Origin of the sequence: Dysosmobacter sp. HCP28S3_G4, from assembly GCF_052065175.1 — a bacterium.
Taxonomy (GTDB): domain Bacteria; phylum Bacillota; class Clostridia; order Oscillospirales; family Oscillospiraceae; genus Oscillibacter.
In genome coordinates this window covers 1-14,993 of sequence record NZ_JBQHUP010000031.1, presented here as the reverse complement: position 1 = coordinate 14,993, position 14,993 = coordinate 1, and the positions used below count along the sequence as shown (strand labels likewise).

Genomic DNA, 14,993 nt, shown 5'->3' with positions numbered 1-14,993 from the left:
ATATAAAAAATTGGAAGGAGCGTAATTACCTATGGGCAATTATTCTATGCCTGGCTATTTTCAGGCCATGCCGGTTCTGAAGGGCTCCCACTACAGCGACAGTGCCGAAAACGTCGCTGAGCTGAAGAAGATCGAGGAAGAACTCCACGGCAAGGTGGCCGAGATGCTGGCCGCCGGTGTCCCCGATGACAAGATCCACAAGAAGGGCCAGATGACCGCCATGGAGCGCGTCCTGGCGCTGGTGGACGAGGGCAGCTTCTGCCCCCTGAACAGCCTGTACAACCCCGCTGACAACGACGAGCAGAAGATCGGCATCATCGGCACCAGCCTGGTGAAGGGCCTGGGCCGCGTCAACGGCAAGTGGGCTGTCATTATCGCCTCCGACAACAAGAAGATGGCCGGCGCCTGGGTGGCCGGTCAGGCTGACAACCTGCTGCGCGGCAGCGACACCGCCAAGATGCTGGGCATCCCCCTGATCTACATCCTGAACTGCTCCGGCGTGAAGCTGGACGAGCAGGAGAAGGTCTATCCCAACCGTCGCGGCGGCGGCACCCCCTTCTATCGCAACTCCGAGCTGAACCAGATGGGCATCCCCGTCATCGTCGGCATCTACGGCACCAACCCCGCCGGCGGCGGCTATCACTCCATCAGCCCCACCATCCTGCTGGCTCATAAGGACGCCAACATGGCCGTGGGCGGCGCCGGCATCGTGGGCGGCATGGACTCCAAGCCCTACGTGGACATGGAAGGCGCTCAGGGCATGATCGACGCCACCCGCAAGATGAAGAACGATCCTCCCGGATCCGTCTCCATCCACTACAACGAGACCGGCTTCTTCCGCGAGGTCTATTCCGAGGAACTGGGCGTGCTGGACGCCATCAAGAAGTACATGGACTATCTGCCCGCCTACAACCTGGACTTCTTCCGGGTGGATACTCCCAAGGCTCCCGCCGTGGTGGGCGAGGACCTGTACAAGATCGTCCCCCTGAACACCCGTAAGTCCTATGATATGTACAACGTGCTGAAGGCGCTGGTTGACGGCGGCGAGTTCATGGAGTACAAGGCCAACTACGGTCCCGAGATGATCACCGGCCTGGCCAAGATCGACGGTCTGCTGGTGGGCGTCGTGGCCAACCGCCAGGGCGTTCTGGCCATGCAGGGCTTCCCCGACTATCCCGAGTACCGCGGCAAGGGCGCCATCGGCATGGGCGGCAAGCTGTACCGCCAGGGCCTGATCAAGATGAACGAGTTCGTCACCCTGTGCAACCGTGACCGCATCCCCATGCTGTGGATCCAGGATACCACCGGCATCGACGTCGACAACGAGGCCGAGAAGGCCGAGCTGCTGGGTCTGGGCCAGAGCCTGATCTACTCCATCCAGTCCACCAACCTGCCCATGCTGGAGATCACCCTCCGCAAGGGCACCGCGGCGGCGCACTACGTGCTGGGCGGCCCCCAGGGCAACGACAACAACGTGTTCTCTCTGGGCACCGCTGCCACCGAGATCAACGTCATGTACGGCAAGACCGCTGCCGGCGCCATGTACTCCCGCCGTCTGGTGAAGGAGCAGGATGCCGGTCAGGACCTGCAGCCCACCATCGACAAGATGAACAAGCTGATCCAGCACTACATCGACACCTCCAAGCCCGACCACTGCGCCAAGAGCGGCATGGTGGACGAGATCGTGGATATGCCCAAGCTGCGTGACTACATCGTGGCCTTCGCGGACGCGGCCTATCAGAATCCCAAGTCCATCTGCCCGTTCCATCAGATGCTGCTGCCCCGCGTCATCCGGGACTATGACCGCATCAACGGCCTGAAGAAGTAAGCTGATACCCAATATGGATTCCTTTCAGGCGCCGGCCTCCGGCGCCTGAAAGGGTATACACCCCCTCAACGAAAGGAAATTTCCCGTTATGAAGGATATCTACACCCTGGGGATCGACATCGGCTCCACGGCCTCCAAGTGCGTCATGCTGAAAAACGGCGCGGAGATCGTCGCCAAGTCCCTGATCTCCGTGGGCGCCGGCACCAGCGGTCCCCAGCGGGCCATCGAGGAGGTGCTGGCCGCCGCCGGCATGAAGCGGGAGGACATGGACTATGTCCTGGCCACCGGCTATGGCCGCAACTCCCTGGAGAACATCGCGGATAAGCAGATGAGCGAGCTGAGCTGCCATGCCCGCGGCGCCTATTTTCTGTTTCCCAAGGTCCGCACGGTCATCGACATCGGCGGCCAGGACGTGAAGATTCTCCATGTGGAGAACGGCAATCTGGTGAACTTCCAGATGAACGACAAGTGCGCCGCCGGTACCGGCCGGTTCCTGGACGTCATGGCCCGGGTGCTGGAGGTGAAGGTGGCGGATCTGGGCACGCTCAGCGCCCAGTCCACCAAGGACGTGGCCATCAGCTCCACCTGCACGGTCTTCGCCGAGAGCGAGGTCATCAGCCAGCTGGCCCAGGCCACGGACAAGTGCGACATCATCAAGGGCATCCACCACTCCGTGGCGGCCCGCGTGGTGGGTCTGGCCCACCGGGTGGGCGTTCAGGACGACGTGGTCATGACCGGCGGCGTCGCACAGAACGCCGGCGTGGTAAAGGCGCTCCAGGAGGAGCTGGGCCACGAGATCCATGTCTCGCCCCTGACCCAGTACAACGGCGCCCTGGGCGCCGCCCTGTTCGCCTACGCCAAGGCGTCAAAATAAGCAAAACAGTTTCAACAATGCAAAATTATCCATTTTCTGATTAGGGATAAGGAGGATTTCATTATGGCTAAGGAAGTAAGCCCCGGCGTAAAGGCGCTGCGGAAGGTCGTTGACGACGTCCATGCCGACGCGCGCCAGGCCAAGGCCGAGGGCAAACTGGTGGGCTGGTCCAGCTCCAAGTTCCCCTGCGAGCTGGCGGAGGCCTTTGATCTGAACGTCATGTACCCCGAGAACCAGGCCGCCGGCATCGCCGCCAACCGCGACGGCGAGATCATGTGCCAGGCCGCCGAGGATCTGGGCTTCGACAACGATATCTGCGGCTACGCCCGTATCTCTCTGGCCTACGCCGCCGGCAAGCGCGCCGCCTACAAGTTCGATCCCGAGACCCTGGAGGACGTCATTGACCCCAACAGCGGCAAGCCCATGAAGGACGAGAACGGCAAGGTCATCATCGACGAGGCCACCGGCAAGCCCAAGAAGGACCCCAAGACCATGAAGCCCTACACCGTGCTGGTGGACATTCATGAGATCGAGGCCCTGCCCGACGGTCCCCTGAAGGACAAATACTGGGCTTCCATCAAGCCCTACCGTCAGATGCGCATCCCCCAGCCCGACTTCGTGCTGTGCTGCAACAACATCTGCAACTGCATGACCAAGTGGTATGAGAACATCGCCCGTATGTGCAACATCCCCCTGATCATGATCGATATCCCCTACAACAACACCGTGGAAGTCCACGACTCCAACGTGGCCTATGTCCGCGCTCAGTTCGACAACGCCATCCATCAGTTGGAGAAGCTGACCGGCAAGAAGTTCGACGAGGAGAAGTTCAACCGCGCCTGCGCCAACGCCAACCGCACCGCCAGCGCCTGGCTGCGCGTCTGCGACTATCTGCAGTATAAGCCCGCCCCCTACAGCGGCTTCGATCTGTTCAACCACATGGCGGATATCGTCACCGCCCGCGGCAAGGTCCAGGCCGCCGAGGCCTTCGAGCTGCTGGAGAAGGATCTGGAGCAGGCCATCAAGGAGGGCACCTCCACCACGCCCTTCCCCGAGAAGTACCGCGTCATGTTTGAGGGCATCCCCTGCTGGCCCAAGCTGCCCAACCTGTTCAAGCCCCTGAAGGCCAACGGCGTCAACGTCACCGCCGTGGTGTACGCCCCCGCCTTCGGCTTCGTCTACGACGATCTGGACGGCATGGCCCGCGCCTACTACAAGGCCCCCAACAGCGTCTGCATCGAGCAGGGCGTTGATTGGCGTGAGGGCATCTGCCGGGATAATAAGGTGGACGGCGTGCTGGTCCACTACAACCGCTCCTGCAAGCCCTGGTCCGGCTACATGGCCGAGATGCAGCGCCGCTTCACCGACGATCTGGGCGTGCCCTGCGCCGGTTTCGACGGCGACCAGGCCGATCCCCGGAACTTCAACGAGGCCCAGTATGAGACCCGTGTCCAGGGCCTGGTGGAAGCCATGGAGCAGAACGCCAAGAACAAGGCTGCGAAGGAGGGCTAAACCATGAGCATTGAGACGATCGTAAAAGAATTTCAGGATATCGCTGCCAGCCCCGCTGGTCAGCTGAGCAAGTACAAGGCCGAGGGCAAGAAGGTCATCGGCGTTCTGCCCTACTACGCTCCCGAGGAGCTGGTCTACGCCGCCGGCATGGTGCCCATGGGCATCTGGGGCAGCAATACCAAGACCATCTCCCGCGCCAAGGAGTACTGCGCCACCTTCTACTGCACCATCGCCCAGCTGGCGCTGGAGATGCTGCTGGACGGCACTATGGACGGCCTGGACGGTCTGATCACCCCCACCATCTGCGACACCCTGCGCCCCATGAGCCAGAACTTCCGTGTGGCCATCGGTGAGAAGATCCCCTGCATCTTCCTGGCCCATCCCCAGAACCGCTTCGCCGACTGGGGCATCAAGTTCTGCATGGATCAGTACAACGACGTGAAGGCCGGTCTGGAGAAGATCGCCGGTCATGAGATCGCCAACGACGACATCCTGAACGCCATCAAGGTCTACAACAAGAGCCGCGCCGCCCGCCGGGAGTTCGTGAAGCTGGCCAGCGACCACTGCGACGTCATCACTCCCACCAAGCGCAGCGCCGTTCTGAAGGCCGCGTTCTTCATGCTGAAGGACGAGTACACCGCCAAGCTGGAGGCCCTGAACGCCGAACTGGCCGCTCTGCCTGTCTGCGACTGGAAGGGCGTCAAGGTGGTCACCAGCGGCATCATCTGCGACAACCCCGCCCTGCTGTCCATCTTTGAGGAGAACAACATCGCCATCGCTGCCGATGACGTGGCCCACGAGAGCCGTGCCTTCCGCACCGACGCTCCCGAGGACGAGGCTGACGGCATCAAGGCCCTGGCCATGCAGTTCCGGGATCAGGACTATGAGGTCCTGCTGTACGATCCCCAGTCCAACCAGAACCGCCGCGGCGAGTTCGTGGCCAACCTGGTGAAGGAGAGCGGCGCCCAGGGTCTGGTGCTGTTCATGCAGCAGTTCTGCGATCCCGAGGAGATGGAGTATCCGTATCTGAAGAAGGCACTGGACGCCGCCGGCGTGCCCCACATCAAGCTGGGCATCGACCAGCAGATGCGCGACTTTGGTCAGGCCCGCACCGCCATCCAGGCGTTCGCCGACGTGCTCAGCGTCTGAGTTCCGGCGGAGCTCCGGCGGGAAACGCCTGCCGTTCCATAAAAAAAGTCCCCCGGCCTGCTGCAAAATGCAGGCCGGGGGATCCTGCGTTTTCGGGTGTCTTCCGGCGCCGGAAAACACTGCACAAATGTTGGGATTTTTAACCGCGCTTTTATGATAAAAAAATCCATGCTTTACCATTCATACCCTTGAAAAAAGTTGCCGACCTGCTATAATGAATTTTATTAAGAGGTGTTTTGTCGTTTGACGTCTTGGCAGGGCGGCAGAATGCTTCTTTCGTTCATTGTACAGCAGAAGCTTCTCCTGCCGGAAGGACTGCTTCAGGGCAGTTCCCAGGGACATGGGAGCGTCCGGCCTGCACAAATGAACGGCGGTGTTGGAGATGGGGACAGGCTGCCGTGTGCCCGCACTGGAGCGCAGGAGGTGATGGAGTCGTCAGCACAAGCAGCAGTCCGGATATCGGGTCGTTGGACCGGCCGCAGTCCCGGCAGGGGCTGTCCGCGGTCCGTTTGACCAGAAGTTTCCGCTGGTGCCGATGCGAGCTAAACTCGTCTGCCAGAAACCAATGCGCTGCCGGCAGTTCAGATTCCTCGGAAAAGATGCTGGCGCATTTGGCGGAGGTCTGTCTCAGGGTAGAAGAGAGACGGCTGACATATGTCTGATCTCCAAAACTGTAAAAACAAAAGAGGAGGAATTCGTACATGAAGAGAAGCGCATTGTCGGTGCTGGTAACTCTCGCAATGATCTTTTCATTGCTGACGACGGCGACACTGGCTGCGGATACCACTGCCACCGGGTCCACAGTGCCGACTGGAATCACGGCCACCGAGCCGACGACTCCGACCGAGCCTACGACGCCCACTGCGCCCACGACTCCGACCGAGCCTACGACGCCCACTGCGCCCACGACTCCGACCGAGCCGACGACGCCCACTGCGCCCACGACTCCGACTGAGCCTACGACTCCCACTGAGCCTACGACTCCGACCGAGCCCACGACGCCCACTGCGCCGACGACTCCGACTGAGCCGACGACTCCGACCGAGCCCACGACTCCGACCGAGCCTACGACGCCCACTGCACCCACGACTCCGACCGAGCCGACGACGCCCACTGCGCCCACGACTCCGGCCGAGCCGACGACGCCCACTGCGCCCACGACTCCGACCGAGCCCACGACTCCGACCGAGCCCACGACTCCGACTGAGCCGACGACTCCCACCGAGCCGACGACTCCCACCGAGCCGACCACTCCGACCGAGCCCACGACTCCGACTGAGCCCACCACTCCCGGCGATCCCGGTTATAGCGGCGGCAGCAGCGGTGGCGGCGGTGGCGGTGGCGGCGGCAGTTCCGCCAGCTCCAGCTTCAAGCTGACCTTTAACACCAACGGCGGTTCCGTGATCTCTGCGGTCTCCGCGGCCAGCGGCACCACCATCGACCTGTCCGACTATGTCCCCACCAAGGACGGCTATGACTTCGCTGGCTGGTATTCTGACAGTGCGCTGACCGCCAAGGTCACCTCTGTCAAGTTGACCAAGAGCATGACCGTGTACGCCAAGTGGGTGGACGACTCCGCCAATCCCTTCGACGACGTGGCGTCTGACAGCTACTGCCATGACGCCATCCTGTGGGCCGTGGAGAAGGGCATCACCAACGGCACCACCGCGAGCACCTTCGAGCCCGGCGTGTCCTGCACCCGTGCGCAGATGGTGACCTTCCTGTGGCGCAATGCCGGTTCTCCCGCACCCACCGCTGCGGAGAATCCTTTCACCGATGTGGCCGAGGGCGCCTACTACTATGAGGCCGTCCTGTGGGCTGTGGAGAAGGGCATCACCAACGGCACCACCGAGACCGCTTTCGCACCCAATGCCACGGTGACCCGCGGTCAGACGGTGACCTTCCTCTATCGCTATGAGGAATCTCCTGCCGTCACCGGCTCTCTGGCCTTCAACGATGTGAGCGCTGATTCCTTCTGCGCTGACGCCGTGATCTGGGCCACTGAAAAGGGCATCACCAACGGTACCACTGCGACCACCTTCAGCCCCAACGCCGCCTGCACCCGCGGCCAGATCGTCACGTTCCTGTATCGCGGCAATATCTGAGACGGCGGCAGGGAGCTGTAATCGGTCCCGGCGGTGTTTTCAGATCACACAGCATCCGGCAATTGAATATCCGGAATCATGAAAGGGAGGGGGCCGAACAAAATATGCTCGGCCCCTTTCTGTACAACACGATGACTTTGGAAAGGATAACTGTTCAGCAATGAAAACGAAGACTTCCAAGCCGACAAAAGCGCTTTCGCTTCTGCTATCATGCAGTCTCCTTTTGACGCTCCTGACCCCCTCCGCGCTGGCAGCCGAAAAAGTCACGCCTCCTGACGGCAAGATCCTGATCGAGCAGACGGATTATACGCTGACCCAGGGCGTGACCGAGACGGACGTGTTCCTGAACGAGTCCAGCGGCAATGCCCAGATCGCCGGCTATATGCTGACGGTAAGCCCGAAAGCAAAGGTGACCTTCAAGGCCTCCTATAAGGGCTACTATGCCGCCGGCAGCACATTGGACAGCCGGAAAAACAGCGCCAGCAATCTCACCTGGGGCCTGGAGTCCTCCACGAACCAGGCGAAGGATTATGAGAGGGCCACCGGCGGCAACGTGCTGGCGGCCACCAACGGCGACTATTACAACATGCAGACCGGTCAGCCTCTCGGCTACCTCATCATGGAGGGCAACGTCGTTCAGAAGAACAACGGCAGCTCCAAGGAGCCGTATTTCGCTGTTCTGAAGGACGGCAGCTACGCCATCCGCGAGTTCGGGGCGGACTGCTCCGACGTGCAGGAGGCCATTTCCGGCCCCTTCTTCCTGGTCCGCAACGGCCAGGTGGCAGTGGATGCCAGTAACGCGGATCTGATGCCCAGAAACTCCATCGGCATCAAGGAGGACGGCACTGTCGTGACCTTCGTGGCCGACGGCCGCCAGTACCCCTATTCCGTGGGCATGACCATCTATGACCAGGCCTGCTACCTCCAGAAGCAGGGCGTCGAGGACGCCATCTATCTGGACGGCGGCGGCTCCGCCACCATCGCCACCAAGCGCGAGGGCACCAGCACCCTGGAAGTGCGCAACAGCCCCTCTGACGGCGTGGAGCGCACGGTTTCCAGCGCGCTGCTGCTGGTCTCCACCGCCAATCAGGACGGTGTGTTCGACCACGCTTCCGTGGAGCCCAACAACCAGCTGTACACCCCCAACAGCACCGTGCAGTTCACCGCCTCCGGCGTTGACGCGGCGGGCGGCCCCGCGGACCTGCCCGAGGGCGTCACCTGGGCGCTGGCGGACGACAGCTGCGGCACCATCAGCGAAGATGGCCTGTTCACCCCGGCAGACGGCTACCACGGCGACGTGACGGCCCAGCTGTATTACAACGGTGCAGTCGTGGGTTCCACTACCGTCACCATCGCTGATATCACGGAGCTGTACTTCACCGGCGACTCCATCTCCCTGGACTTCGGCGCCCAGTCCGACCTGGGCCTGACGGTCAAGAGCAACGGACGGAGCATCAACTATAAGGACGGCGATTTCCAGTGGACCGTTGCGTCCGACACCGATGACACCATCGGCTCCGTTGCCGATAACCTGTTCACCGCTGCCGGCGGCACCACCACCCTCACCGGCACCGTGACCGCCGCCTATACCTATGACGCCAGCCTCTCCGACTCCATCAACGTGGAGATCGGCAAGATGCCCGTGGTCCTGATGGACTTCGAACCGGACGAGAACGGTCCCCTGACCGGCGCCCATTACCACTGGGGCAAGAGCACCTTCGTGGATAACGGCACCATTGAAGGCTATGTCGGCAATGTCTCGCCCATCACCGTCATCACCAGCGGCACCTATACGGACAATCCCACCTACGCCACCCTGGAAGCGCCCTACCGCTTCACCGGCAACTGGGACAGCTCCGTGCCCGCTTCCGATATCTTCCGGGCCAACGGCTACACCTTCTATCTGTGGCCCAACAACTCCATCACCACTTACGGCGTGGGCGCCGTAAAGACCACCACCGAGGAGGAGGGCGGCCACGTCCGCTTCGACGACTACTCCCTGGAGCTGAACTACGACTACTCCTCCTACAACGGCTCCTCCAACAGCAACTTCTATCTGCGCTACTGCGGCGAACAGATCAAGATCGAGGGCTATCCCACGGAGATCGGCGTCTGGGTCTATGTTCCCGAGGGCTCCTGGGAATACGACATGTATGCGGATCTGATGGTCTGGAACGGCTCTGACTACGTCACCAAGAACCTTAAGCTGCTGCACGCCAAGAACGGCGACACCAGCGATACCAGCGAGGGCAATATCACCAGCAAGACGGACTGGACCGGCTGGCGGTACTGCTACGCGGATGTCAGCGACTTCTTCGCCAACAATCAGAACGCGGAGCATCCCATCAGCATCATCCCCGGCCAGGGCCTGTTCTGGCTGTCCTATCAGCCCGGCGGCGTCGCGGAGTACAAGGGCCGGAAGAACGGCTCCCTGTACTACGATAACTACCGCGTGGTCTACGGCACCAACCTGGACGACCTGGACAACCCCATGGTGGACAGCATCACCGTCAACGGCCAGGCCCTCAGTGCGGACGGCAGCACCACCATCGAGACCAACACCGTGGAGATCGAGACCAGATACCACGATGTGGACGGCGCCAACAAGTCCGGCATCAGCGCCAACGACACCGTGATCCTCATCGACGGCCAGGAGGTCACCGCCGACAAGGCTGCGGACGCCTCTGTCAGCCGTCTGGTGCTGACCAACGGCCACCATGTGGTGACGGTCCGTGTCTACGACGAATTCGGCAACGCGGCGGAGATGAGCCGCGGCTTCACCGTCTACAACGGCGATGAGGAGGCCACCTCCACCGTCTCCATCGTGGGCGACGGCTTCGTGCCCCTGGGCGGCGACTACACCCTGAAGATCGTGTCCACTGAGGACATTCAGGAAGTGACCGTCACCCTCTCCAACCTCAACGCCGATATCGGTAAGCCGGACGTGACGGTTGCCTCCGGCTGGAAGATCGTGGAGAACACCTACAAATCCACCGGCTACAAGAAGGCCGCTCTGACGCTGCATATCCAGAAGAGCGCCACGCCTCTCATGGCCGTCATGTCCCTGAGCCTGGATGATCTGCTGACCAAGGAACTGGCGGAGATCACCTTCCACATCGACAAGGGACTGGACACCACCGTCAACGCCTTTACTTACACTCCCTCCAACATCACCTATGTGGACGCGGAGGGCAACACCAACACCGCGGCGCTGCCCAGCGCCAAGCTGGCGCTGTCCGCGTACTACACGCTGAAGCCCGGCATCCAGGTGGAGGGCCAGAGCAGCACCATCACCGTCCTCAAAAAGGACGGAACCCCCGCCTCCGGCGTCACCGTGTACCTGAACGGCACGGCCATCGGCACCACCGGCACCGACGGCACCCTGGAGACCGACGCCATGAGCAGCATGACGGCCCTCACCGAGTACACCCTGTCCGCCGACGGACCGGAGGGCGTGGCAGAGGCCGTGAAGGCCACGGTCATGGCCAACTCCTTCAGCGATGAGACGCCTTACCGGGGCATCCACCTCAACGCCTCCGAGAACGGCTCCAACACCCAGAGCATCAGCTACCTGGGCGATCCCGTCCGGACAGCGGCCGCCGCTTACGCCAAGTACCGCGTGGCCGGCTCTGACGGCGAGTGGCAGACGGCCGCCGGCACCAGCACGCTGACCTCCTTCAGCGTCAGCAAGGACAGCGCCCGGGTCAACACCGTGCGCATCACCGACCTGACCCCCGATACCACCTATGAGTTCCAGGTGGGCGATGGCACCAAGTGGTCCGACGGCGGCACCTTCCGCACCGCCTCCGCCGCTGACGACTCCGCCGTGTCCTTCTTCGTCATGGGCGATACCCAGATGAACGGCAATGTGGAGACCGACGCGGAGGCCCTCCAGATCATGCAGGACCTGAGCGCCATCCTGGACGGCAAGGACGTGGACTTCGGTCTGCAGACCGGCGACTACGTGGACAACGGCGCCAACCTGGCCATGTGGGAGGAGATGCAGGAGGCCTTCGGTTCCTGCTATCCCGCCACGGACATCGTCCACACCCTGGGCAACCATGAGTACTACGGCAACCAGTCCGGCGACATCGCCAACGAAGTGCTGCAGCTCCCCGGCCGGGACTACTACTCCGTGGAGTACGGCAGCGTCTACGTGGCCGTGTTCAACAACTCTGCGGACCTGACCGAGGCCTGCCAGTGGCTGATTGAGGACGCTGCGGGCAGCAGCTGCCAGTGGAAGATCCTGGCGGTCCATCAGCCGCCCTACTACACCAACGCCACCGGCGGCAGCGAGCGCTTCAACAAGGCCATTCCCGCCGCCGCGGAGGCAGCCGGCATCGACGTGGTCTTCTCCGGACATGACCACTCCTACGCCAGAACGCCCATGCTCAAGGGCGGCGAGAAGGTGGAGGAGAACGGCGTTGTCTACCTCATCTGCGGCGATCTGGGCGAGAAGTCCAGAGACATCAACTACGCCATCACCTCTGATTTCGAGTATGCCATGGCGACCCAGAAGTACACCGGCATGATGCTGTACGTCACGGCGAAGGACGGCACCCTGTCCATCACCGCCTACGACAGCGCCAACGGCGGCAATATCCTGGACAGCGTCACCCTGAAGTCCGCGTGCAGCGATGGCCACGACTACACGCTGTACGATAACGGCAAGGTGGTCTGCGGCCGCTGCGGCCACGCGGAGACCCCCGAGGCCCTGAACTTCACCGGCTGGCTGACCGTCAAGGGTACGACCAACAAGATGTACTTCGTGGCCGGCCAGTACAAGACCGGCTGGTTCACCATCGGCACCACCACCTATCACTTCTCCGACGAGGGCATCATGCACGAGACGGAGACGGTGGACACCCGTACCTGCACCAAGAGCGGCGCGTTGGTGACCACCTGCCTGGTCTGCGGCGCGAAGCAGAGCAGCGCGGCCCTGTGGCCGGAGGGCCACAACTGGGATGACGACCATGTCTGCACCAAGTGCGGCACTGTGGGCAGAGACATCGCGAATGCGACGCTGAAGGTCTACAATGCCACCATGGACGATCCCAGAGCCGCCGTTTCCGCCACCTACAACGGCGAGAAGCTGACCATCAAGAGTAGCCAGGTGAACTGCGACGGCTACGTGACCTACTCCAACAACAGCAGCGTCGGCATCGGCACCGTGACCATCACCGGCGTGGGCGACTACTACGGTGTCATCTCCGCCAACTACAAGATTACGCCCAGCGTGGTCAAGACGGTGACGGTGGGCACAGTCACCCGCAGCAGCATCGACCTGAGCTGGACCGCCAGCAAGGGCGCTACCAAGTATCGTGTGGAGATCAGCAAGGACGGCGGTTCCACCTGGTCTGTCCTCGCCTATCCCACTGAGAACAAGCTGACCGTCACCGGCCTCACGCCTGACACCTCTTACTCCTTCCGTCTCTACGGCTACACCTACGTGGACGGCGTGGCGTACAGCGCGCCCCACTATTCTCCCGTGGTCACCGCCGTGACGGAATCCGAGAAGCAACTCACCACCCAGGACTGCATCGCGGATATCTCCGCGGAAGTCTCCGGCATGACCCTGCCGGTGCAGACGGTGGACGGCCTTACCTACCTGTTCCTGCCCGCCTCTGCGGACCTGAGCAAGCTGTCCCTGACCTTCACTATGCGTGAGACCTCCGAAGGCGCCATCACCCTGACGGGCAGCACCGGCAGCGTGACCATGGACGGCTTCGCCGGGATCGTGGACGTGGCCGGCATCAACGGCGGCGAAGACGGCCGTATGCTGGTCGCCGTGGGCCAGCTCAGCGCCATGCCGCTGTATGTGATGCAGTCCGCCAATGTTTCCGCCCTCTACATCACCAGTGACGACGCGGCCGACGAGGGCAGAGACTTCGTGGATGCCAGCAAGTCCAACGAGACCACCGCACAGATGAAGCTGGTGGACGAGGACGGCACGGTGATCTACGACAACGCTCTGACCCAGGTGAAGGCCCGGGGCAACACCACCTTCGCCAACTCTCCCAAGAAGTCCTACCAGATCAAGCTGGACAAGAAGACGGACCTCATTGGCGGCGGCGAGAAGGTCAAGACCTGGGTGCTGCTGGCCGGCTATTTCGACGCCACCCAGATGCACGACAAGACCTTCAAGGACCTGGCCGATGAACTGGGCATGGACTACGTGCCCGGCTGCGACTGGGTGGACCTCTACTATGACGGCGAATACCGCGGCACCTACCTGCTCAGCGAGAAGAACTCCGTGGGCAGCACCGCCGTGGACATCACCGACATGGAAGACGCCTATGCCGGCGTGAACGAGGGCTACGGCGACGATGAGACCACCGCCACCGCCCAGAACCGCTTCGGCGGCACCTACCAGTACACCGTGGGCCTCACCGAACCGGACAACATCACCGGCGGCTATCTGCTGGAGCTGAACGTCCCGGGCTATGACGAGGCCAGCGGCTTCAATACCACCCAGGGCGCGTCCTTCAACGTGAAGAGCCCCGAGTGGTGCGGCAAGGACGCTATGGAGTACATCAGCGAGTACTATCAGGAGTTCGAGAACGCTGTGTACGCCACAGATGAAGACGGAAACCACACCGGCTACAACCAGGAGACCGGAAAGTACTACTATGAGTACTGCGACCTGACCTCCTTGGTACAGATGTACCTGCTGGAGGAGCTGGCCAGCAACGTGGATGGCTTCTATTCCTCCTTCTACTTCTATAAGGACGTGGACGGCATCATGTACGCCGGCCCCGTGTGGGATATGGAGTGCACCGCCGGCACCGGCTGGTCCGGCTATGTGTCCCCCGATCTGGAGTTCATCAACGCCCGGTACCTGGCCACCGCTCTGGTCCAGATCCCCGGCTTCATGGACGCTGTCAGAGACTATTACAATGACACGTTCCGCACCGCCGCTCTGGAGCTGACCGGCAGCAACGGCATCCTGGCCAACAACGCCCAGCGCCTCGCCGACAGCACGGACATGAACTACATTCTGTGGCCCTATGTCAGAGTCGGCAATCCCAACAACGCCAAGCACCTGTGGCCCGACGGTACCACCTACGACGACGTGGTGGAGGATATGATCTCCTGGATGGAGACCCGTATCGCCGTGCTGGACGAGGCCTATCCCGCGACCGGTCCCAGCGAGCCCACCATCCCTGTTGAGCCTACCGAACCCATTGAGCCCACTGAGCCCACGCTTCCCACGGTTCCCACCGCGCCTACGGTGCCTGTTGAACCCACGGTACCCATTGAGCCCACGGTTCCTGTCGGACCCACCGAGCCCACCGAGCCCACGGTTCCCGTTGAGCCCACCGAGCCTGTTGAGCCTACGGTTCCCGTTGAGCCCACTGAACCCACCGAGCCCACGGTTCCCGTTGAGCCTACCAAGCCCACTGAGCCCACGGTCCCTGTCGGACCCACCGAGCCCACCGAGCCCACGGTTCCCGTTGAGCCCACCGAGCCTGTTGAGCCTACGGTTCCCGTTGAGCCCACTGAACCCACCGAGCCCACGGTTCCC

The 14,993-nt window shown here is 62.2% G+C and carries 7 protein-coding genes; 6 read left to right on the top strand and 1 reads right to left on the bottom strand.

What is annotated here, in order from left to right; translation table 11 throughout:
* The first annotated feature begins 31 nt into the window (after positions 1 to 31).
* From ACTNBU_RS08445 to ACTNBU_RS08425, 5 genes are all read left to right on the top strand, one after another.
* Positions 32 to 1,828, top strand: a complete 1,797-nt coding sequence (locus ACTNBU_RS08445) for an acyl-CoA carboxylase subunit beta (RefSeq protein WP_441032766.1) — start codon at positions 32 to 34, stop codon at positions 1,826 to 1,828.
* An 88-nt stretch (positions 1,829 to 1,916) separates the two neighbouring features.
* Positions 1,917 to 2,702: a (R)-2-hydroxyglutaryl-CoA dehydratase activase HgdC gene (gene hgdC / locus ACTNBU_RS08440; protein WP_441032763.1), complete on the top strand. Its 786-nt coding sequence runs from the start codon at positions 1,917 to 1,919 to the stop codon at positions 2,700 to 2,702.
* 63 nt (positions 2,703 to 2,765) lie between these two features.
* The gene (gene hgdA, locus ACTNBU_RS08435) at positions 2,766 to 4,214 is read left to right on the top strand and encodes a (R)-2-hydroxyglutaryl-CoA dehydratase subunit alpha (RefSeq protein WP_441032760.1); all 1,449 of its coding nucleotides are present in this window, start codon (positions 2,766 to 2,768) and stop codon (positions 4,212 to 4,214) included.
* Between the two features lie 3 nt (positions 4,215 to 4,217).
* Complete coding sequence (gene hgdB, locus ACTNBU_RS08430) at positions 4,218 to 5,363, top strand: (R)-2-hydroxyglutaryl-CoA dehydratase subunit beta (RefSeq protein WP_441032757.1); 1,146 nt, start codon at positions 4,218 to 4,220, stop codon at positions 5,361 to 5,363.
* Positions 5,364 to 6,064: 701 nt separating this feature from the next.
* A complete protein-coding gene (locus ACTNBU_RS08425; RefSeq protein ID WP_441032755.1) occupies positions 6,065 to 7,468 on the top strand; it encodes an S-layer homology domain-containing protein in 1,404 nt (467 codons plus the stop codon).
* A 44-nt stretch (positions 7,469 to 7,512) separates the two neighbouring features.
* On the opposite strand, the gene ACTNBU_RS08420 is transcribed toward ACTNBU_RS08425, so the two are convergent.
* Entirely contained in the window at positions 7,513 to 7,680 is a 168-nt protein-coding gene (locus ACTNBU_RS08420; RefSeq protein WP_441032753.1) for a hypothetical protein, read from the bottom strand.
* Positions 7,681 to 7,691: 11 nt separating this feature from the next.
* Between ACTNBU_RS08420 and ACTNBU_RS08415 the strand changes: the two genes are divergently transcribed.
* Positions 7,692 to 14,993 (top strand): phosphodiester glycosidase family protein (locus ACTNBU_RS08415; protein ID WP_441032750.1); only part of this gene is annotated, 7,302 nt, incomplete at its 3' end.

Excerpts from the sequence above, each read along its gene's own strand:
- ACTNBU_RS08445 (WP_441032766.1), top strand. The coding sequence starts at position 32 with ATGGGCAATTATTCTATGCCTGGCTATTTTCAGGCCATGCCGGTTCTG.
- hgdC (WP_441032763.1), top strand. The coding sequence starts at position 1,917 with ATGAAGGATATCTACACCCTGGGGATCGACATCGGCTCCACGGCCTCC.
- hgdA (WP_441032760.1), top strand. The coding sequence starts at position 2,766 with ATGGCTAAGGAAGTAAGCCCCGGCGTAAAGGCGCTGCGGAAGGTCGTT.
- hgdB (WP_441032757.1), top strand. The coding sequence starts at position 4,218 with ATGAGCATTGAGACGATCGTAAAAGAATTTCAGGATATCGCTGCCAGC.
- ACTNBU_RS08425 (WP_441032755.1), top strand. The coding sequence starts at position 6,065 with ATGAAGAGAAGCGCATTGTCGGTGCTGGTAACTCTCGCAATGATCTTT.
- ACTNBU_RS08420 (WP_441032753.1), bottom strand. The coding sequence starts at position 7,680 with ATGATAGCAGAAGCGAAAGCGCTTTTGTCGGCTTGGAAGTCTTCGTTT.